The organism is Micromonospora sp. NPDC005237, assembly GCF_040607775.1.
In the GTDB taxonomy this organism is placed as follows: domain Bacteria; phylum Actinomycetota; class Actinomycetes; order Mycobacteriales; family Micromonosporaceae; genus Micromonospora.
Genome location: NZ_JBEXHJ010000001.1, coordinates 319,183 through 338,277 on the forward strand (window position 1 = coordinate 319,183; position 19,095 = coordinate 338,277).

Genomic DNA, 19,095 nt, shown 5'->3' on the forward strand with positions numbered 1-19,095 from the left:
GGTCAGAGCCGCGACCACGCCTCGGTCAGCACCGTGCGGAGGATCTGCTCGATCTCGTCGAAGTGCTGCTGCTCGGCGATCAGCGGCGGGGCGAGCTGGATGACGGGGTCGCCCCGGTCGTCGGCCCGGCAGTAGAGACCGGCCTGGAACAGCGCGGTCGACAGGAAGCCGCGCAGCAGCCGCTCCGACTCGGCCTCGTCGAACGTCTCCCGGGTCGTCTTGTCCTTGACCAGCTCGATGCCGTAGAAGTAGCCGTCGCCCCGCACGTCGCCGACGATCGGCAGGTCGTGCAGCTTCTCCAGGGTGGCGCGGAACGCGTCCTCGTTGGCCCGTACGTGCCCGACGAGATCCTCGCGGGCGAAGACCTCCAGGTTGGCCAGGGCCACCGCGCAGGACACGGGGTGTCCGCCGAACGTCACCCCGTGGGCGAACATCCCGGTCTCGGTGAGGAACGGTTCCATCAGCCGGTCGCTGGCGATCATCGCGCCGAGCGGGGCGTACCCCGAGGTGATGCCCTTGGCGGTGGTGATGATGTCCGGCTGGTAGCCGTAGCGCACGGCGCCGAAGTACTCGCCGAGCCGACCCCAGGAACAGATCACCTCGTCGGAGACGAGCAGCACGTCGTACGCGTCGCAGATCTCCCGGACCCGCTCGAAGTAGCCGGGCGGGGGTGGGAAGCAGCCGCCGGAGTTCTGCACGGGCTCCAGGAAGACCGCGGCCACGGTGTCCGGCCCCTCGCGCTCGATGGCCCGGCCGATCTCGTCGGCGGCCCAGCGGCCGAACGCCTCGGCGTCGTCGCCGTGCTCGGGCGCCCGGTAGAAGTTGGTGTTCGGCACCTTGATCCCACCGGGCACCAGCGGCTCGAAGTCGCTCTTGATGCCGGGCAGGCCGGTGATCGACAGCGCGCCCATCGAGGTGCCGTGGTAGGCGATGTAGCGGCTGACCACCTTGTGCTTGTTGGGCTGACCGGTGCGCTTGAAGTAGGCCCGGGCCAGCTTCCACGCCGCCTCGACGGCCTCCGAGCCGCCGGTGGTGAAGAAGACCCGGTTGAGGTCGCCCGGGGTGAGCGAGGCGATCTTCTCGGCCAGCTCGACGGCCTTCGGGTGCGCGTACGACCACAGCGGGAAGTACGCCAGCTCACCGGCCTGCTTGGCGGCGGCCTCGGCCAGCTCGGTGCGGCCGTGACCGGCGTTGACGACGAACAGCCCGGCGAGCCCGTCGAGGTAGCGGCGGCCCTGCGCGTCCCACACGTACGCGCCCTCGCCGCGCACGATGGTCGGCACCTCGCCGGCGGAGTAGCTCGCCATCCGGGTGAAGTGCATCCAGAGGTGGTCGGTGGCGTTGGCCATGTCAGCCCCATCGGTCGTCGGGCCGGTCAAAGGGGTGAAGCCGGCCGCTCTGCCAACGGTTATCGCACAGCACGACCCAGGAAAGCAAGTGTGATCGGTAGTGCCTAAGCCTAAGGACGACGGATTCGGCGAGAAATTGCCCTAGCCGCGACGGAATCCGCACGGGCGTCGGCCCTGCTCGTCGTGCCCGGCGGGCGCGCCGGGCTGCCCGCTGACCCCTGGTCGGCCTCCTTCGCTCTGCTTCAACGGACGCAACAGTGCACGTCCGGTATCCGGACGCGGGGTGTTGCGCCGGTTGAAGCAGAGCAAAGGACGCGAGCGATGCCCTGCCGGCCCGGCTCGCCGGCCACGATCCACTCCGTATCGCCGATGTCGCGGTGTCGGGGCGGAGTTGATACCGCGATATCGGCGATGTCGAGTGGATCAAGTGAGTCGATCAGAGGAGTGGAGCAACGGGTCGAGCAGCCGGGACGGGGGTGGGGCGCCCTGGGGGCAGTTGCGGAGCGTTCTGGATGCGCGTCAACACGTCCACCGCAACACGCCGGTAGGCGGCGGACAGCGACACGCAGCGTGGCTATCGTGCGCCGCAGTGTGCACCCGGCGGGCGGGAGGATCCGGTGGCGAACGAGGCGTTGCGGGTGGCGATGGCCGTGGCAGGGGAGACGGTCGAGTCGCTGGCCGAGAAGGTCGACGTCCACCCGAAGACGGCGGCGCGGTGGCTCGCCGCGGGGCACATCCCGCATCCGCGTACCCGGATCGCGGTGGCCGAGGTCCTGCGCCGGGACGCGGCCGATCTCTGGCCGGAGCCGTTCCGCCGTCGATACCTGCCGTGGTTCCGACCGTGGGCCGAGCTGGAACAGGACGCCACCTCGATCCGCTCCTACCAGCCGCTGCTCGTGCCGGGCCTGCTCCAGACCGAGGGGTACGCCCGCGCGATCCTGAACACCGGCGGACTGGTCCCGCCCTCCGAAGTGGACCAGATCGTGGCCAGCCGCATCGACCGCCAGGCGGTGCTTCGCCGCGACGCCCCACCCCAGCTCGTCGCGGTGCTCGACGAGGTGGTGCTCCGCCGGCCGGTCGGCGACGGCTCGGTGATGGCCGGGCAGCTCCGGCACCTCGCCTCGGCGGGGGAGTGGGAGCACGTGCAGGTCCGGGTCATTCCCGCCGAGAACCCATGGCACACCGGGTTGGCCGGCCCCTTCGTGCTGGGCAGGCTGCCCGACGGGACCGAATTGGCGTATCTCGACAACCAGCTCCGCGGTCAGATCGTGACCGATCCTCTCGACGTCGCTAACCTGGGACGCAGGTGGGAGAGCGTCACCGGTGAGGCGTTGCCCCAACGTCAGTCGATCGAGCTGATCAGGGAAGTGGCTGCGACATGGACATGACCGACGCGCGCTGGCGCACTGCGACCCGTAGCAGCAACAACGGTGGCGACTGCGTCGAGGTGGCCGACAACTTGCCCGGTCGGGTGCTGGTGCGCGACAGCAAGGACCGCGACGGTGGCACCCTGACCTTCGCGCCGACCGCCTGGACGTCGTTCGTCGACGCAGTCCGGGCAACGGCACGCTGATCCACTCGGGTTCACGGAAACCGGGGTATCGGAGCGGCAGGGACACCCCGACTTCCTGAAAGCCGAGTCGATCAAGCCCCGAGTCGATCAAGCGCCATCAAAAGCGCGTCAGGCCGTACCCCAGGTGTAGGTCTGCTTGCGGAGTTTGAGGTACACGAACGCCTCGGTGGCGAGCACGCCGGGCACCGCGCGCAGCCGTTGCAGGATCTCCAGCAGGTGGTCGTCGTTGCGGCAGACCACCTCGGTGAGCAGGTCGAACGACCCGGCGGTGATGACCACGTAGTCGACCTCGTCCAGCTCGGCCAGCCGGTCGGCCACCGCCTCCAGGTCGCCGTCGGTACGCAGCCCGATCATCGCCTGGCGGGGGAAGCCGAGCTGGAGCGGATCGGTCACCGCGACGATCTGCATGACGCCCGAGTCGAGGAGCCGCTGGACCCGCTGGCGGACCGCCGCCTCGGAGAGGCCGACCGCCTTGCCGATCGTCGCGTACGGCCGTCGGCCATCCTCCTGGAGCTGTTCGATGATCTGCTTGGCCACGTCGTCCAGCAGAGCGTGACTGGCACCTTCACGTACGGCGACGCGTCGACCGCCGTTGCCGTTCTCGTGCTGCCGGTTCGTCATCGTGCGCTCCCCATGTCCCGAATCGTGATGTCGTGCGTGTGTCCCCGCGCAGTCTGGCGTATTTCGTCGTGCATCGCTAACCCCGCAACGGAATCCCTTGTGAGAGAGGGTCTCTCATGTCAGGATCAGTCGTCCCTGGTACTTGAGCCTCCCGACATTCCCGCCGGCGCGCGCCTCCCCCGTCCCGCCCGCCGACGATGACCCCTAGGAGTCGTCATGCGTACTCCCCTCCGGCCCCTCTCCCGGCGTGGACTGCTCACCGGCACTCTCGGATCGGCCGCCCTGCTCGCTGCGGGCGGCAGCCTCGCCGGCTGCGGCACCAAGGGCGCCCAGCAGACCGAGGCCGGCTGCGTCAGCGAAGACCTGTCCGGCACCGAGAAGAAGCTTGCCTTCTCCAACTGGCCGCAGTACATGGACGTCGACGAGAAGGACGAGTCCAAGCGGCCGAGCCTGGACGAGTTCATCACGAAGACCGGCATCCAGGTCACCTACACCGAGGACATCAACGACAACAACGAGTTCTTCGGCAAGGTGCAGAACCAGCTGGCCGCCTGCCAGAGCACCGACCGGGACATCATTGTGTTGACCGACTGGATGGCCGCGCGGATGATCCGGCTCGGCTGGATCCAGAAGCTCGACGTGGCGAAGATCCCGAACGTCCAGGCGAACCTGTTGCCGTCGCTGCTCAACCGCTCGTTCGACACCGAGAACCGGATCTCGATCCCGTGGCAGTCCGGCCTGGCCGGGTTGGCGTACAACGGCAGCGTCACCAAGGAGCTGCGGACCGTCGACGAGCTGCTGACCCGCCCCGACCTCAAGGGCAAGGTGACGGCGCTCAGCGAGATGCGCGACACCATGGGCCTACTGCTCGGCTCGAACGGGCACGACCCGTCGAACTTCACCGCCGCCCAGTTCGACGACGCGCTCAACAAGCTCAAGAAGGCCGTCGACTCCGGGCAGATCCGCAAGTTCACCGGCAACGACTACGCACCCGACCTGGCCAAGGGCGACATCGCCGCGTGCATCGGCTGGTCCGGGGACGTCATCCAGCTCTCCAGTGAGAACGAGAAGGTGCAGTTCGTCGCCCCGGACTCCGGCGTGATGCTGTTCAGCGACAACATGATGGTCCCGAACAAGGCCACCCACAAGGGCAACGCCGAAGCGCTGATCAACTACTACTACGAGCCGGCGGCCGCGGCGAAGCTCGCCGCGTACGTCAACTACATCTGCCCGGTCAAGGGCGCCCAGGCCGAGATGGAGAAGATCGACCCGGAGCTGGCCGCCAACCCGCTGATCTTCCCCGACGAAACGCTGCTGGCGAAGTCCAAGGTGTTCATGGCCCTGGACGAAAAGCAGGAGAAGGAGTACGAGGGCAAGTTCCAGCAGGTCATCGGGGCGTGACGGGGATGACACGCGAGACACCCGCCGGCGATCTGCGCCTGGCCGACCTCACCAAGCGGTTCGGCATCTTCACCGCCGTCGACGACCTCAGCCTGACGATCCCGCAGGGCTCGTTCTTCGCGCTGCTCGGCGCGTCCGGCTGCGGCAAGACCACCACCCTGCGGATGATCGCCGGGCTGGAGGAGCCGACCAGCGGCCAGGTGCTGCTCGGCGACACCGACATCGCCCGGCTGCGGCCGTACAAGCGGCCGGTCAACACGGTCTTCCAGAGCTACGCGCTCTTTCCGCACCTCACCATCTTCGAGAACGTGGCCTTCGGGCTGCGGCGGCGCGGCATCCGCTCGGTCGACGACCAGGTCCGGCGGATGCTGTCGCTGGTGCAGCTCGACGGCTTCGGCCCGCGCCGCCCGGCGCAGCTCTCCGGTGGCCAGCAGCAGCGGGTCGCGCTTGCCCGCGCTCTGATCAACCAGCCGCAGGTGCTGCTGCTCGACGAGCCGCTGGGCGCGCTCGACCTCAAGCTGCGCCGGCAGATGCAGATCGAGCTGAAGCGCATCCAGACCGAGGTCGGCATCACCTTCGTGCACGTCACCCACGACCAGGAGGAGGCCATGACCATGGCCGACACCGTCGCGGTGATGAACGCCGGCCGGATCGAGCAGCAGGGCGCCCCGGCCGACCTCTACGAGTTCCCGGCCACCGCGTTCGTGGCGAACTTCCTCGGCCAGTCCAACCTGCTCGCCGGCGAGGCCGCCGGCACGAGCGGCGGCGAGGTCGCGGTGACGGCGCACGGCGCGCGCTTCTCGGTGCCCGCCGGCCGGTCGCGCGCCGACCGGGGTCCGGTCCACCTGGGGGTACGCCCGGAGAAGCTGCATCTGGTCGGCTCCGCCGACCAGGTCCCCCAAGGACACCAACTGGTCACCGGGGTGGTCACCGACGCCTCCTACGTGGGGGTCAGCACGCAGTACCTGCTGCGCACCGGTTGGGGCACCGAGCTGTCGGTCTTCGTGGCGAACAACGGCGCGGAGGCGCGGGTGCCGGTGGGCAGCGAGGCCGTGGCGTACTGGGATCCGCGCCACGCGTTCCTGCTGGCCCGCGACGCCGCCGACACCGACCGGACCACGCCGGTGCTCGACGAGCCGGTGGGCGCGTCGTCATGACCCTCCTGGCCCCCACCAAACCGGGGCAGCTGCCGCCGCCACCGGCCGCTCGGTCCGGGCGGTTCCGGCTCCTGCCGTACCTGTTGCTGCTGCCCGGCGCGGTCTGGCTGCTGGTGTTCTTCGGCGTGCCGCTGCTGCAACTCGCCGCGGCGAGCCTCTACGACCCCAGCGGCTCGCTCTCCACCGGGTACGCGATGACGTGGGCGTTCGGCAACTACCCGGACGTCGTGCAGGCGTACTGGCCGCAGCTGCTGCGCTCGTTCGGCTACGCCGGGCTGGCCCTGGTGCTGGCGCTGCTGCTCGGCTACCCGCTGGCGTACGCCATCGCGCAGAAGGCCGGCCGGTGGAAGAACCTGCTGCTGGTGTGCGTGGTCGCGCCGATGTTCACCAGCTTCCTGGTCCGCACGCTGGCCTGGAAGACGATCCTGTCGGACAACGGCGCGCTGGTCGGCCTGCTGCGTGACGTGCACCTGCTCGCGCCGGACGGCCGGCTGTTGGCCACGCCGTTCGCTGTGGTGCTCGGCCTGACGTACAACTTCCTGCCCTTTCTGGTGCTGCCGCTGTACGCGAGCCTGGAGCGGCTGGACCCCCGGCTGTTGGAGGCGGCGAGCGACCTGTACGCGAGCGGCGTCCAGGCGTTCCGCCGGGTGACCCTGCCGTTGTCCATGCCCGGCCTGGTCGCCGGCACGCTGCTGTTCTTCATCCCGGCCAGCGGCGACTACATCAACGCCGAACTGCTCGGCACCCCGAACGAATACATGATCGGCAACGTCATCGACTCGGCGTTCCTGGTCCGGCTGGACTACCCGCAGGGCGCCGCGCTGTCGTTCCTGCTGATGGCGGCGATCCTCGCGGTGGTCTTCGGCTACCTGCGCAGGGCCGGCACGGAGGAGGTGCTCTGATGCGGGTCTCCCGTTGGCTGGCCGATCGCTGGGTGATGATCGTGGCGCTGCTGGTGCTCGGCTACCTCGCGCTGCCGATCCTGGTGGTGGCCGGGCTGTCGTTCAACCGCCCGTCGAGCCGCCTGTCGTACGACTTCAACGAGTTCACGCTGGACAACTGGCGGCAGCCCTGCGCCACCTCCGACATGTGCGACGCGGTCGTGCGCAGCGTGCAGATCGGTTTCATCGCCACGGTGGTCGCCACAGTGCTCGGCACCCTGATGGCGTTCGCGCTGGTCCGGCACCGCTTCCGCGGCCGGTCCGGCATCAACGTGCTGATCTTCCTGCCGATGGCCACCCCGGAGCTGGTGATGGGCACGTCGCTGCTGGCCCTGTTCGTCTCGGCCGGGGTGCCGCAGGGCTTCTGGACCATCGTCATCGCGCACGTGATGTTCTGCGTGTCGTTCGTGGTGGTGACGGTCAAGGCGCGGCTCGCCGGCATGGACCGGCGGCTGGAGGAGACCGCCATGGACCTCTACGCCAACGAGTGGCAGACCTTCCGGCGGATCACCCTGCCGCTGGTGCTTCCCGGCATCGTGTCCGCCGCGCTGCTGGCGTTCTCGTTGAGCTTCGACGACTTCATCATCACGAACTTCAACGCCGGCACGACAGTCACGTTCCCCATGTACGTCTGGGGCGCCGCCCAGCGGGGCATCCCGCCGCAGGTCAACGTCATCGGCACCGCGATGTTCGCCATCGCGCTGCTGCTGGTCGGGCTCAGCTCGCTGCGCGGGCGGCGTGCTCGCCGCGCCGCGCTGCTGGCCGGCCCGGTGCCGCAGGCGCGTCGCTCGTCATGACCGCCCCGGATGCGGTCCGCCCGACCGGGCCGCCGTCATGACCCTCCCGCATACCGGCCGGGCGCTGGCCGACGCGGCGCCCGTGCCGTACTGGCTGGACCGCCCGGAGCGCCCCGACCCGCTGCCGCCGCTCACCGGCGCGCAGACCGCCGACCTGCTGGTGATCGGCGGCGGGTACGGCGGGCTCTGGGCCGCCCTGGAGGCCAAGCGGGCCGAGCCGGACCGTGACGTGCTGCTCGTCGACGCCGGGACCTGCGGGTGGGCCGCCTCCGGGCGCAACGGCGGGTTCTGTGCCGCCTCGCTCACCCACGGCCTGGCCAACGGCGTCGACCGGTTCCCCGGTGAGATCGGCGAGCTGGAACGCCTCGGCCGCGCCAACCTGGACGCGATCGCCGCCACCGTCGCGGAGTTCGACATCGACTGCGACTTCGAGCGCACCGGCGAACTGGCCGTCGCCGTCGAGCCGTACCAGCTCGACGGGTTGGCCGCCGACGCCGAGCTGGCCCGCCGGTACGGCCACCGGGTGCGGCTGCTCGACACCGACGAGGTGCGTGCCGAGGTGAACTCGCCGACGTACCTGGGTGGCATGGTCGACGCCGACCGGGTCGCCATGGTGGACCCGGCGAAGCTGGCGTGGGGTCTGCGCCGCGCCTGCGTCGACCTCGGCGTACGCGTGCACGAGCACACCCGGGTCACCGGGCTGCGCGCCGACGGCCCGGCCCTGCGCGCGGCGACCGCCGGCGGGCTGGACAACGCGCCCGGCTCGGTACGCGCCCGCCGGGTCGTGCTGGCCACCAACGCGTTTCCGCCGCTGCTGCGCCGGCTGCGCGCGTACGTGGTGCCCGTCTACGACCACGTGCTGATGACCGAGCCGCTCAGCCCGGCGCAGCGCGACGCGATCGGCTGGCGCAACCGCCAGGGCCTGGCCGACACCGGCAACCAGTTCCACTACTACCGGATCACCCGCGACGGGCGGATCCTCTTCGGCGGCTACGACGCCGTCTACCACTACGGCAACCGGGTCGCCCCGAAGCTGGAGCAGCGCCCGGCCACCTTCACCGCTCTCGCCAACCACTTCTTCACCACGTTCCCGCAGCTCGCCGACGTGCGCTTCAGCCACCGCTGGGGCGGCGTCATCGACACCTGCACCCGGTTCTGCCCGTTCTACGGGACCGCGTTCGGCGGTCGACTGGCGTACGCGGCCGGCTACACCGGCCTCGGCGTCGGCGCCACCCGCTTCTCGGCCCGGGTGCTGCTCGACCTGCTGGCCGGCGGGGACACCCCGCTGACCCGGCTCGATCTGGTCCGCCGCAAGCCCCTGCCGTTCCCGCCGGAACCCGTCCGCGCGGTCGGCATCAATCTCACCCGCCGGTCGATGGCCCGCGCCGATGCGCGTGAGGGCCGTCGCGACCTGTGGCTCCGTACTCTCGATCGTCTTGGTTTGGGGTTTGATTCCTGATGCGTGTCCTGCTCGTCGGCGCCGGTGGCGTCGGCTCCGCCGCCGTAGCCATCGCCGCCCGACGCTCCTTCTTCGAGACGATGGTGGTCGCCGACCATGACCCGGACCGCGCCGCCCGCGCGGTGGCCGGGCACGGCGACCGTTTCGTCGCCGCCCAGGTGGACGCCTCCTCGGCCGACGCGGTCACCGCGCTGTGCCGGGAGCACCGGATCACCCACGTGCTCAACGCCGTCGACCCGCGCTTCGTCATGCCCATCTTCGACGGCGCGTTCGCGGCCGGCGCGGACTACCTCGACATGGCGATGTCGCTGTCCCACCCGCACCCGTCCCGCCCCTACGCCGAGACCGGGGTGAAGCTCGGCGACGACCAGTTCGCCGTCGCCGACCGGTGGGCGGCGGCCGGCCGGCTGGCGCTCGGCGGCATCGGCATCGAGCCCGGCCTGTCCGACATCTTCGCCCGGTACGCCGCCGACGAGCTGTTCAGCGAGATCGACGAGATCGGCGTCCGGGACGGGGCGAACCTGACCGTCGACGGCTACGACTTCGCGCCCTCGTTCTCCATCTGGACCACGATCGAGGAGTGTCTCAACCCGCCCGTGGTCTGGGAGGCCGACCGCGGCTGGTACACCACCGAGCCGTTCAGCGAGCCGGAGGTCTTCGACTTCCCGGAGGGGATCGGCCCGGTCGAGTGCGTCAACGTCGAGCACGAGGAGGTGCTGCTGATCCCGCGCTGGGTGAAGGCGAAGCGGGTCACCTTCAAGTACGGCCTCGGCGACGAGTTCATCGACGTGCTGAAGACGCTGCACAAGCTCGGCCTGGACTCGACGACGCCGGTCAGCGTGCGCGGCGTGCAGGTGTCGCCGCGGGACGTGGTCGCGGCCTGCCTGCCCGACCCGGCCACCCTCGGCGACCGGATGCGCGGCAAGACCTGCGCCGGCACCTGGGTGCGTGGCCTGGGCCCGGACGGGCAGCCCCGGGAGGTGTACCTCTACCACGTGGTCGACAACGAGTGGTCGATGCGCGAGTACGGCCACCAGGCGGTCGTCTGGCAGACCGCGGTCAACCCGGTGGTGGCGCTGGAACTGCTCGCCACCGGCGCGTGGTCCGGCGTCGGCGTGCTCGGCCCGGAGGCCCTGCCCCCGGTGCCCTTCCTCGACCTGCTGAGCAGCTACGGCTCGCCCTGGGGGATGGAGGAGCGATGAGCCGCTACGGTGCCATGTACGGGCCGGACATCACCTTCCTCGGGGTGGACCGGTGCGCACTCGACGATCCGTCGTCGTACGCGGACGCCGACATCGTCATCGTCGGCGCACCCTTTGACGGCGGCACCTCGCACCGGCCCGGCACCCGGTTCGGGCCGTCGGCGATTCGCCAGGCGTGCTACCTGGCCCACGACGGCTCCCGCCCGTCCCTCGCGCTGCGCGTCGACGCGCTGCGCGACCTCCGGGTGTACGACGCCGGCGACGTCGAGATGTTCTCCGGCGACATCGAACGGTCACTGGCCGCTCTGGAGGCGGCCGTCTACGCAGTGTCGTCCTCCGGCGCCATCCCGATCGTGCTCGGCGGGGACCACTCCATCGCGCTGCCCGACGCGACCGGCGTGGCCCGCCAGCACGGGCACGGTCGGGTGTCGCTCGTGCACTTCGACGCGCACGCGGACACCGGCGAGATCGAGTTCGGCTCGCTGCACGGGCACGGCCAGCCGATGCGTCGCCTCATCGAGTCTGGCGCGGTACGCGGCGACCGGTTCCTCCAGATCGGGCTGCGCGGCTACTGGCCCGGCCCGGACATCCTGTCCTGGATGGCCGAGCAGCGGATGCGCTCGTACGAGATGACCGAGCTGGTCGCCCGCGGGCTGGACACGTGCCTCACCGAGGCGTTCACGATCGCGGTCGACGAGTGCGAGGGGGTCTTCCTCTCCGTCGACGTGGACGTCGTCGATCCCGGGATGGCCCCCGGCACCGGCACCCCCGAACCGGGCGGCCTGACCTCCCGGCAACTGCTCGACGCGGTCCGCCGGGTCTGCTACGAGCTGCCGGTGGTCGGGGTGGACGTGGTCGAGGTCGCGCCGCCGTACGACCACGCCGACATCACCGCCTACCTGGGCAACCGCGTGGTCCTGGAGGCGCTGTCGGCGATCGCCCGACGCCGGCGCGACGCCGCGGGCGGGTCACCGTGGAACCCCCACCAACCCCTCCTGGACGCCCGCTGACCAGCGCATTGACGGCAACTCGACACGTCGACGCCGGACCCGGACCTCCTCTGTGGAGCGGTCGTTATCGTGGCCAATAATTGGTGATTCGCGGATTTGCTGCCTGAATGCGCGGCACGATCAGCCGTGCCCGGTCCGGCCAAGTGGTTGCCTGACCTGTCGTCCCGTCGCCGGTCACGAGCGCGATGGTGGATATTGCACGCAGTGTTTGCGACGACACTCATCGACGTGACGATGCAACCACCGCCGAATCCTGGCCCGCCGCACGTGCCGCCGTTCGGCCCTGGGCCCCGCCTGCCCGCCGCCCAGAGCTGGTTCCGCCGGGCCAGTCCCGCCAGCCGCGTCGCCGTCATCCTCGGCTCGGTGGCCCTGTCGTTCCTGCTGCTCTGCTGCGCCGGCACCGCGATTGTCAGCGCCCTGGCCGGCGAACCGGAGCCCACCCGCACCGGCACCGCGGCCGAGCAACCGCAGCAGCCCATCGTGGCGGCACCCGCCGAGCCGACCGAGGAGGCCCCCGCGCAGGAGGTGTCGCCGGTCGCCGCACCCTCCACCGCGTCGGTCTCGCCGAGCCCGTCCAGCGCCGCGCCGGTGGTGCAGGTGACGACCGTGACGGAGCGGGCCACGATCCGGTACGCCGAGCGGACCGTGAAGGACTCCTCCCTGGCCGAGGGCAAGCGGGTCGTCCGAACCAAGGGCGTCAACGGTACGAAGACACTGCCGTACGAGGTGACCACCACGGACGGGGTGCGGACGGCCCGGAAGCTGGTGAAATCCGTTGTGACGAAGCAGCCGGTGACCCAGGTCGTCGCCGTCGGCACCAAGAAGGCCGCGCAGGCGAAGTGCGACCCGAACTACAGCCCCTGCGTCCCGATCGCCAGCGACGTCGACTGCCTGCCAGGCAGCGGCAACGGCCCCGCCTACGTTCGCGGCCCGGTCAAGGTCATCGGCACCGACATCTACGACCTCGACCGCGACAACGACGGCTACGGCTGCGACTAACCGCGCCGCGTCAGCCCTGCCCCGCGTGCCCTGAACCGAGTCGATCATGGAGTTGTGGTGCCCGGTAGACGATGGTTCAGGAGTTCTGTCCGGCACCACAACTCCTTGATCAACGCTGTGGTGGAGGTCGATGCGCATAGCACGGGTGGGCTTTGTTTGGGGGTTGTGCACAGGGCGCTCGGGTATCCACAGATTCCTGGGTCGGGGCGGAATGCCTGGGGCGGGGCGCGGCAGTCTCTGCCGCATGGCACAGGATCAGTATCGATACGCGGAGTTACTCGCCGCCGGCCTCAGTCGGGAGCAGGTGCGCAGGCTGGTTGGGCTGTCCCGCCTGCACCGGTTGACGCGGAGCGTCTACACGCCCTCGCCCGACCCAGCCGCGCGACTGCCGGCGATCTTTCGGCGGTTGCCTGAGACTGCCGTCGTCGGCTTCCATACCGGTGCACAGTTGCACGGCTTCGGCGACGTCCGCAGTTTCGACGTGCACATCATTGTGCCGGCCGGCGAGAACGTCCCGCAGATGCGGGGAGTCGTCGCCCACGAGGCGGTGCTGCCGGTACGCGATACGGTGCTGCTGGGCGGAGTGCCCTGTGCCCCGGCCGCCCGTTGCGCGGTCGACCTAGCCCGGTCACTGCGCCGAATGGACGCGATGCCGCTGCTGGACCTGTGCCTTCGCGTGGGTGCCTGCCGATCCGAGGAACTCAGGGCGGAGGTCGCTCGGCACAAACGCCTCCGTGGCGTCTGCCAGGCGCGTGAACTCGTGCCACGCGCCGACCCGCGGGCGGAGTGCCGGCAGGAGAGTCAGCTTCGCCTGGTGTTGATAGATGGCGGCCTGCCACCGCCGGAGCCACAGGTCTGGGTCCCGGACGGTCATGGAGTGCCGCTCTACCGCCTCGACCTCGGTTACCGGCGCCGCAAGGTCGGCGTCGAGTATGACGGATCGTCCCATTTGGACCGCGACCGTCTCCGGCATGATCGTTCCCGATCGAACTGGCTAGCCGCAAACGGCTGGAAAATCCGCCACTTCACGGACCTGGACCTCTACCGCCGCCCCAACCACATCATCAAAACCCTGGTCCCCCTCCTCCACCCCTAACCCCCTCCCCGCCCCACGCTCCCCAGGGCCGATCATGGAGTTGTGGTGGCTGACGAAAGGTGTAAAGCATCCCTTGCTGCCCACCACAACTCCATGATCGACGGGGCGGGGGCGGCCCACACGCACCGGTCGCGAGTGACCTAGGCGGCGAGGCGGGAGCGGATGAGGAAGCGGAGACCGTCGGGGGCCTCCAGGGAGAAGCCGCTGCCTCGGCCCGGGACCACGTCGACGGTGAGCCTCGTGTGTTTCCACAACTCCCACTGGGCCGACGACATCCAGAACTCGACCGGCTCCGGCACACCGTCCACGGCGAGCGAGGCGAGCAGGACATCGGACGATCCGGTGCGGAACTCGCCTGCCGGGTAGCACATCGGGGCACTGCCGTCGCAGCAGCCGCCGGACTGGTGGAACATCAGCGGCCCGTGCCGCTCCCGCAGCGACCGGATCAGATCGGCCGCCGCGGGAGTCACGGAGACGACGGACATCAGAAGAAGCCGAGCTTCTGGGTCGAGTAGCTGACCAGCAGGTTCTTGGTCTGCTGGTAGTGCTCCAGCATCATCTTGTGGTTCTCCCGGCCGATGCCGGACTGCTTGTACCCGCCGAACGCGGCGTACGCCGGGTACGCGTGGTAGCAGTTGGTCCACACCCGCCCGGCCTGGATCGCCCGCCCCGCCCGGTACGCGGTGTTCATGTCCCGGGTCCAGACGCCCGCGCCCAGCCCGTACAGGGTGTCGTTCGCGGTCTTCACGGCGTCGTCGAGGTCGGCGAAGGAGGTCACCGAGACCACCGGTCCGAAGATCTCCTCCTGAAAGACCCGCATCGAGTTGTCGCCCTCGAAGATCGTCGGCTGGACGTAGTACCCGCCCGACAACTCGCCGCCCAACTCCGCCCGGGATCCACCGGTGAGCACCTTCGCACCCTCCTGGCGGCCGATGTCCAGGTAGGACAGGATCTTTTCCAGCTGGTCGTTGGAGGCCTGCGCGCCGACCATCGTGTCGGTGTCCAGCGGGTGGCCCTGCACGATCCGGCCGGTCCGCTCCACCGCCGCGGCGAGGAAGTCCGAGTAGTGGCCCTGCTGGATCAGCGCCCGCGACGGGCAGGTGCAGACCTCGCCCTGGTTGAGGGCGAACATGGTGAAGCCCTCGAGCGCCTTGTCGAAGAAGTCATCACGGGACGCGCTGACGTCGTCGAAGAAGATGTTCGGGCTCTTGCCGCCCAGCTCCAGGGTGACCGGCTTGATGTTCTCACTGGCGTACTGCATGATCAGCCGCCCGGTGGTGGTCTCACCGGTGAACGCCACCTTGGCCACCCGTGGCGAGGACGCCAGCGGCTTGCCGGCCTCCACGCCGAAGCCGTTGACGATGTTGAGCACGCCCGGCGGCAGCAGGTCCGCCACCAGCGACAGCCAGTAGTGGATCGAGGCCGGGGTCTGCTCGGCCGGCTTGAGCACCACGGCGTTGCCGGCGGCCAGCGCGGGCGCCAGCTTCCAGGTGGCCATCAGGATCGGGAAGTTCCACGGGATGATCTGCCCGACCACGCCGAGCGGCTCGTGGAAGTGGTACGCGACGGTGTCGTCGTCGATCTCGCCGAGCGAGCCCTCCTGCGCCCGGATCGCCCCGGCGAAGTAGCGGAAGTGATCGATCGCCAGTGGGATGTCGGCAGCCAGCGTTTCGCGGATCGGCTTGCCGTTCTCCCAGGTCTCGGCGATGGCCAGCGACTCCAGGTTGTCCTGCATCCGGTCCGCGATGCGATTGAGGATCAGCGCCCGCTCGGCCACCGAGGTGCGCCCCCAGGCGTCGGCGGCGCCGTGCGCGGCGTCCAGGGCCTTCTCCACGTCCGCGGCGGTGCCCCGGGCCACCTCGGTGAAGGTCTGCCCGGTGACCGGGGTCGGGTTCTCGAAGTAGCCACCGCCGTGCGGCTTGACGTACTCGCCGCCGATGAAGTGGTCGTAACGGGACTGCCAGTGGGTGGGCGCGTCGTAGCGCGTCATGGTTACCTCCGCCGTCGTGGTGCGGTGTCGGCGGCGAGGCTAGTTTCGGGGACGTTGCAGCAACGTTGCGCGTGGTAGGTCGTACTCCGTGGCGAGCTGGTGGATGCGGGCGAGCGCGAGCGGCCGGCGGGCCGCGCCCACCGGCAACGCCCGCGCCAGGGCCTGCCACGCGGTCAGGTCGTCGGCGCCGGCGGGCGTCGCGGTCCACGCCGCGAGCAGCGCCGGGTCCGCGGCGGCCAGCACGGCCGCGCGGAGCTGGCCGTCGATGAGCCGGCGCAGTCGCGTGACTCCCGGCGCGTCCGACCCGGGCAGCAACGGCCCGGAGTACGCGTCGAGCGCGCCCGCCGGATCGCCCTGGTCCAACCGGTCGGCGACCGTGGTGAAGTCGGCGCGGACGGTGCCGTGCAGCCGGTACGGGCGGGAGTCGAGCAGCTCGGGGCCGAGCACCCGGCGCAACCGGGACAGCTCCGCGCGCAGGGTGACCGGCAGGAGCCGGTCGTCTCCGTACACGTCGAGGCCGAGCTGTTCGCCGGTGCGCCCCTCGGGATGGTGCAGCAGCAGCACCAGCAGCTCGCTGTGCCGGCGGCCCAGCCGGATGCGCCGCCCGTCGACCCGCAGTTCCGCCTCGTCGCGGCCGAGCGCGGTCACGGTGACGACGCCGGGCTCCACCGGTCGGTCGGTGGCGAGCTGCGCCTCGGCGGCCCGGGCGGTGGCCCGGACCAGCGCCAGGCTGTGCGGGTTGGCCAGGTGGTCGCCGCCGGTGATGTCGACCGCGCCGAGCAGTCGCCCGGTGGCCGGGTCGTGGATCGGCGCCGCCGCGCAGGTCCAGCGCTGCACCGGCCGGATGAAGTGCTCGGTGGCGAAGATCTGCACGCTGTGGTCGACGGCCAGTGCGGTGCCGGGGGCGTTGGTGCCGGCGTGCCTCTCGTCCCACAGGGCGCCGGGCACGAAGTTCATCCGCTCGGCGTGCCGGCGCACCCCCGGGTGGCCCTCCACCCAGAGCAGCCGCCCGTACGCGTCGCAGACCGCCATCAGGTGCGCGCCGTCCTGGGCGATGCCGCCGAGCAGGTCCCGGAAGAGCGGCAGCACCCGGGCCAGCGGATGCGCGGCCCGGTAGCTCGCCAGCGCGTCGTCGGTCAGGTCGACCGGCGGAGTGGCCTCCGGGTCGAGTCGGGCGGACCGTTCCCACGACCGGCGTACCACCTCCCGCACCCGGTGCGGCGCGGCGCCGGCGGCGAGGAACGCCTCGTGGGCCGCGCCGACCTGCGCGATCCGCTCGGCCGGATCGACGCCGAATTCCAGGGCGAGCCACGGGTCAGCCATGGGGCGACCTCCTCGGCCCCCATCGTGACGCAGCTCACCCTCGATCGCCAACCACACCAGGTGCGGACCCGTCGAACTGGCCGCCACGGCGATCGGTGCCCGTGTCGGCTGAACGGTAGGTCCCTCCCGTCCGTACCACGCGGTGAAGAACACACCGAGGACGGGAGTGACGGCGATGAGGGTGCAGCGCAAGCACGTGCTGGCGGCGACCGTGGCGGTGCTCGCCGCGGCGGGAGTGGCGGTGGGGACCGGGTTCGGGTTCGCCGACACCGCACCCGCGCAGCAGTCCGTCTGCTCGGGCTCGGTCACCTTCTCGGCCGAGGGCGGGGCCCCGGCGGCGACCAGTGACCGGTTCCCGGTGGGCACGCGGCTGCGGGTGACCAATCTGGACAACAACCGGGCGGCCACGGTGACGGTGACCGGCCCGTCGGGCAGTTGTGTGCTGCTCAACGCCGCCGCGATGGAGCTGGTGCGGGAGCCGGGCAAGAACGTGATCCGCCGCAACGTGGTGCAACGGCTCGACGGCGAGGCCGCGCCGCCCGCCGCGCCGCCGGCCGCCGGCACGGTCCGACCCGGCGCAGCGTCTCCCGGAGCGCCCGGCCCGGCTCCCCGCTCGGCCTGCTCGGGGGCGATCACCTTTTTCGCCGAGAATGCCGCGCCGGCGGCGACCAGCGGGCAGTTCCCGGTGGGCACCCGGCTGCGGGTGACCAACCTGGACAACAACAAGGTCACCACGGTCACGGTGACCGGCCCGTCGGGCAGCTGCGTGCTGCTCAACACCGCCGCGATGGACCAGATCCGCGAGCCGGGCAAGAATCTGGTCCGCCGCAACACCGTCGAGGTGCTTCGCTGACCCTGCCGTGCGGAAGGGCCCCTTCTCGGGAAGGGGCCCTTCCCTCGGTCAGCCGAAGGCGGCGTCGAGGATGTCGGCACCTCTGGTCAGCTGCTCGTCGGAGATCACCAACGGGGGCAGGAAGCGCAGCACGTTGCCGTACGTGCCGCAGGTCAGGGTGAGCAGGCCGGCGGCGTGGCACGCGGCCGAGATGGCCGCCGTGGCGGTCGGGTCGGGGACGAGGGTGCCGGGCTGCACCAGCTCCACGGCGAGCATCGCGCCGCGCCCGCGTACCTCGGCGATGCGGGGGTCCCGCTCGGCGATGGCGCGGAGCCGGGGGGCCAGCACGGACTCGATCCGACGGGCCGCGCCCGCCAGGTCCAGCTCGTGCATGGTCTCGATGGTGGCCAGCGCGGCGGCGCAGGCGATCGGGTTGCCGCCGTACGTGCCGCCGAGCCCGCCGACGTGCACCGCGTCCATCAGCTCGGCCCGACCGGTCACCGCCGCGAGGGGCAGGCCACCCGCGATGCTCTTGGCCAGGGCGACCAGGTCCGGTTCGACGCCCTCGTGCTGGCAGGCGAACCAGTCGCCGGTACGGCAGAAGCCGGTCTGGATCTCGTCGGCGACGAACACCACGCCAGCCGCTGTCGCCCAGGCTCGCAGCGCCGGCAGGAAACCGGGCGCGGGCACCACGAAGCCGCCCTCGCCCTGGATCGGCTCGATGAGCAGCGCGGCGACGTTCTCGGCGCCGACCTGCTTCTCGACCATCTCGATGGCCCGCGCGGCCGCCTCGGCGCCGGAGAGGCCGCCGTCGCGCAGCGGGTACGACATCGGCACCCGGTAGATCTCCCCGGCGAACGGCCCGAACCGGTGCTTGTACGGCATGTTCTTCGCGGTCAACGCCATGGTCAGGTTGGTCCGGCCGTGGTACGCGTGGTCGAACACCACCACCGCCGGTCGCCCGGTGGCGTGCCGGGCGATCTTGACGGCGTTCTCCACCGCCTCGGCCCCGGAGTTGAACAGGGCCGAGCGCTTCTCGAACCCGCCCGGTGTCAGCGCGTTGAGCTGCTCGCACACCGCCACGTACGACTCGTACGGCGCGACCATGAAGCAGGTGTGGGTGAACCGTTCCACCTGTGCGCGTACCGCCTCGACCACCCTCGGCGCGGAGTTGCCGACGCTGGTGACGGCGATGCCGGCGGCGAAGTCGATCCACTCCCGCCCGTCAACGTCGGTGAGCGTGCCGCCCGACGCGGAGTCCACGTAGGACGAAATGACACTGCCCACGCCCCGGGCGACGGCACCACCGCGCCGCTTGTGCAGTTCTTCGGAGGATGTCATCGCC

The 19,095-nt window shown here is 70.7% G+C and carries 18 protein-coding genes; 12 read left to right on the top strand and 6 right to left on the bottom strand.

What is annotated here, in order from left to right:
- Positions 1-2: 2 nt before the first annotated feature.
- A complete protein-coding gene (locus ABZT87_RS01575; RefSeq protein ID WP_355132891.1) occupies positions 3-1,349 on the bottom strand; it encodes an aspartate aminotransferase family protein in 1,347 nt (448 codons plus the stop codon).
- Positions 1,350-1,993: 644 nt separating this feature from the next.
- On the opposite strand from ABZT87_RS01575, the gene ABZT87_RS01580 reads away from it, so the two are divergent.
- Entirely contained in the window at positions 1,994-2,737 is a 744-nt protein-coding gene (locus ABZT87_RS01580) for a DUF5753 domain-containing protein (protein ID WP_355133672.1), read from the top strand.
- Positions 2,728-2,922: a DUF397 domain-containing protein gene (locus ABZT87_RS01585; RefSeq protein WP_355063030.1), complete on the top strand. Its 195-nt coding sequence runs from the start codon at positions 2,728-2,730 to the stop codon at positions 2,920-2,922. Before ABZT87_RS01580 ends, ABZT87_RS01585 begins: the two co-directional genes overlap by 10 nt.
- A 108-nt stretch (positions 2,923-3,030) precedes the next feature.
- Here the strand turns inward: ABZT87_RS01585 and ABZT87_RS01590 are convergent, their stop codons facing one another.
- Complete coding sequence (locus tag ABZT87_RS01590; RefSeq protein ID WP_354854255.1) at positions 3,031-3,543, bottom strand: Lrp/AsnC family transcriptional regulator; 513 nt, start codon at positions 3,541-3,543, stop codon at positions 3,031-3,033.
- Positions 3,544-3,759: 216 nt separating this feature from the next.
- Between ABZT87_RS01590 and ABZT87_RS01595 the strand changes: the two genes are divergently transcribed.
- The 9 genes from ABZT87_RS01595 to ABZT87_RS01635 all read left to right on the top strand — a co-directional run bounded on the left by ABZT87_RS01595 (position 3,760) and on the right by ABZT87_RS01635 (position 13,605).
- Positions 3,760-4,944 carry a spermidine/putrescine ABC transporter substrate-binding protein gene (locus ABZT87_RS01595; RefSeq protein WP_354854257.1) on the top strand — a complete coding sequence of 395 codons (1,185 nt, stop codon included), beginning with the start codon at positions 3,760-3,762 and terminating at the stop codon, positions 4,942-4,944.
- 5 nt (positions 4,945-4,949) lie between these two features.
- A complete protein-coding gene (locus ABZT87_RS01600) occupies positions 4,950-6,101 on the top strand; it encodes an ABC transporter ATP-binding protein (RefSeq protein ID WP_355063032.1) in 1,152 nt (383 codons plus the stop codon).
- Entirely contained in the window at positions 6,098-7,003 is a 906-nt protein-coding gene (locus tag ABZT87_RS01605; RefSeq protein ID WP_354854261.1) for an ABC transporter permease, read from the top strand. The genes ABZT87_RS01600 and ABZT87_RS01605 overlap by 4 nt, the downstream gene beginning before the upstream one ends.
- The gene (locus ABZT87_RS01610) at positions 7,003-7,839 is read left to right on the top strand and encodes an ABC transporter permease (RefSeq protein ID WP_355132893.1); all 837 of its coding nucleotides are present in this window, start codon (positions 7,003-7,005) and stop codon (positions 7,837-7,839) included. Before ABZT87_RS01605 ends, ABZT87_RS01610 begins: the two co-directional genes overlap by 1 nt.
- A 37-nt stretch (positions 7,840-7,876) precedes the next feature.
- Positions 7,877-9,298: an FAD-dependent oxidoreductase gene (locus ABZT87_RS01615; RefSeq protein ID WP_355063036.1), complete on the top strand. Its 1,422-nt coding sequence runs from the start codon at positions 7,877-7,879 to the stop codon at positions 9,296-9,298.
- Positions 9,298-10,500 (top strand): saccharopine dehydrogenase C-terminal domain-containing protein, encoded by a 1,203-nt coding sequence (locus ABZT87_RS01620; RefSeq protein WP_355132895.1) that lies wholly within the window; start codon positions 9,298-9,300, stop codon positions 10,498-10,500. The genes ABZT87_RS01615 and ABZT87_RS01620 overlap by 1 nt, the downstream gene beginning before the upstream one ends.
- Positions 10,497-11,510 carry an agmatinase gene (speB, locus tag ABZT87_RS01625; RefSeq protein WP_354854269.1) on the top strand — a complete coding sequence of 338 codons (1,014 nt, stop codon included), beginning with the start codon at positions 10,497-10,499 and terminating at the stop codon, positions 11,508-11,510. Before ABZT87_RS01620 ends, speB begins: the two co-directional genes overlap by 4 nt.
- Positions 11,511-11,744: 234 nt before the next feature.
- On the top strand, positions 11,745-12,509 hold the full coding sequence (locus ABZT87_RS01630) for a G5 domain-containing protein (RefSeq protein WP_355133674.1): 765 nt from the start codon (positions 11,745-11,747) through the stop codon (positions 12,507-12,509).
- A 244-nt stretch (positions 12,510-12,753) separates the two neighbouring features.
- Entirely contained in the window at positions 12,754-13,605 is an 852-nt protein-coding gene (locus ABZT87_RS01635) for a DUF559 domain-containing protein (RefSeq protein WP_355132897.1), read from the top strand.
- A gap of 140 nt (positions 13,606-13,745) precedes the next feature.
- Here the strand turns inward: ABZT87_RS01635 and ABZT87_RS01640 are convergent, their stop codons facing one another.
- Genes ABZT87_RS01640 through ABZT87_RS01650 form a run of 3 tightly spaced genes read right to left on the bottom strand, consistent with a single transcriptional unit; the run spans position 13,746 to position 16,918 of the window.
- A complete protein-coding gene (locus ABZT87_RS01640; RefSeq protein WP_355133676.1) occupies positions 13,746-14,093 on the bottom strand; it encodes a DUF779 domain-containing protein in 348 nt (115 codons plus the stop codon).
- The gene (adh, locus tag ABZT87_RS01645) at positions 14,090-15,595 is read right to left on the bottom strand and encodes an aldehyde dehydrogenase (protein WP_355132899.1); all 1,506 of its coding nucleotides are present in this window, start codon (positions 15,593-15,595) and stop codon (positions 14,090-14,092) included. Before adh ends, ABZT87_RS01640 begins: the two co-directional genes overlap by 4 nt.
- A 39-nt stretch (positions 15,596-15,634) precedes the next feature.
- Entirely contained in the window at positions 15,635-16,918 is a 1,284-nt protein-coding gene (locus ABZT87_RS01650) for a GAF domain-containing protein (protein ID WP_355132901.1), read from the bottom strand.
- Between the two features lie 175 nt (positions 16,919-17,093).
- Here ABZT87_RS01650 and ABZT87_RS01655 point away from each other — a divergent pair, with 175 nt between their 5' ends.
- Positions 17,094-17,771 (top strand): hypothetical protein, encoded by a 678-nt coding sequence (locus tag ABZT87_RS01655; protein WP_355132903.1) that lies wholly within the window; start codon positions 17,094-17,096, stop codon positions 17,769-17,771.
- A gap of 48 nt (positions 17,772-17,819) precedes the next feature.
- Here ABZT87_RS01655 and gabT read toward each other — a convergent pair whose 3' ends face one another.
- The gene (gene gabT, locus ABZT87_RS01660; RefSeq protein WP_355132905.1) at positions 17,820-19,091 is read right to left on the bottom strand and encodes a 4-aminobutyrate--2-oxoglutarate transaminase; all 1,272 of its coding nucleotides are present in this window, start codon (positions 19,089-19,091) and stop codon (positions 17,820-17,822) included.
- Positions 19,092-19,095: the final 4 nt, after the last annotated feature.

Excerpts from the sequence above, each read along its gene's own strand:
- ABZT87_RS01575 (WP_355132891.1), bottom strand. The coding sequence starts at position 1,349 with ATGGCCAACGCCACCGACCACCTCTGGATGCACTTCACCCGGATGGCG.
- ABZT87_RS01580 (WP_355133672.1), top strand. The coding sequence starts at position 1,994 with ATGGCCGTGGCAGGGGAGACGGTCGAGTCGCTGGCCGAGAAGGTCGAC.
- ABZT87_RS01585 (WP_355063030.1), top strand. The coding sequence starts at position 2,728 with ATGGACATGACCGACGCGCGCTGGCGCACTGCGACCCGTAGCAGCAAC.
- ABZT87_RS01590 (WP_354854255.1), bottom strand. The coding sequence starts at position 3,543 with ATGACGAACCGGCAGCACGAGAACGGCAACGGCGGTCGACGCGTCGCC.
- ABZT87_RS01595 (WP_354854257.1), top strand. The coding sequence starts at position 3,760 with ATGCGTACTCCCCTCCGGCCCCTCTCCCGGCGTGGACTGCTCACCGGC.
- ABZT87_RS01600 (WP_355063032.1), top strand. The coding sequence starts at position 4,950 with ATGACACGCGAGACACCCGCCGGCGATCTGCGCCTGGCCGACCTCACC.
- ABZT87_RS01605 (WP_354854261.1), top strand. The coding sequence starts at position 6,098 with ATGACCCTCCTGGCCCCCACCAAACCGGGGCAGCTGCCGCCGCCACCG.
- ABZT87_RS01610 (WP_355132893.1), top strand. The coding sequence starts at position 7,003 with ATGCGGGTCTCCCGTTGGCTGGCCGATCGCTGGGTGATGATCGTGGCG.
- ABZT87_RS01615 (WP_355063036.1), top strand. The coding sequence starts at position 7,877 with ATGACCCTCCCGCATACCGGCCGGGCGCTGGCCGACGCGGCGCCCGTG.
- ABZT87_RS01620 (WP_355132895.1), top strand. The coding sequence starts at position 9,298 with ATGCGTGTCCTGCTCGTCGGCGCCGGTGGCGTCGGCTCCGCCGCCGTA.
- speB (WP_354854269.1), top strand. The coding sequence starts at position 10,497 with ATGAGCCGCTACGGTGCCATGTACGGGCCGGACATCACCTTCCTCGGG.
- ABZT87_RS01630 (WP_355133674.1), top strand. The coding sequence starts at position 11,745 with ATGCAACCACCGCCGAATCCTGGCCCGCCGCACGTGCCGCCGTTCGGC.
- ABZT87_RS01635 (WP_355132897.1), top strand. The coding sequence starts at position 12,754 with ATGGCACAGGATCAGTATCGATACGCGGAGTTACTCGCCGCCGGCCTC.
- adh (WP_355132899.1), bottom strand. The coding sequence starts at position 15,595 with ATGACGCGCTACGACGCGCCCACCCACTGGCAGTCCCGTTACGACCAC.
- ABZT87_RS01650 (WP_355132901.1), bottom strand. The coding sequence starts at position 16,918 with ATGGCTGACCCGTGGCTCGCCCTGGAATTCGGCGTCGATCCGGCCGAG.
- ABZT87_RS01655 (WP_355132903.1), top strand. The coding sequence starts at position 17,094 with ATGAGGGTGCAGCGCAAGCACGTGCTGGCGGCGACCGTGGCGGTGCTC.
- gabT (WP_355132905.1), bottom strand. The coding sequence starts at position 19,091 with ATGACATCCTCCGAAGAACTGCACAAGCGGCGCGGTGGTGCCGTCGCC.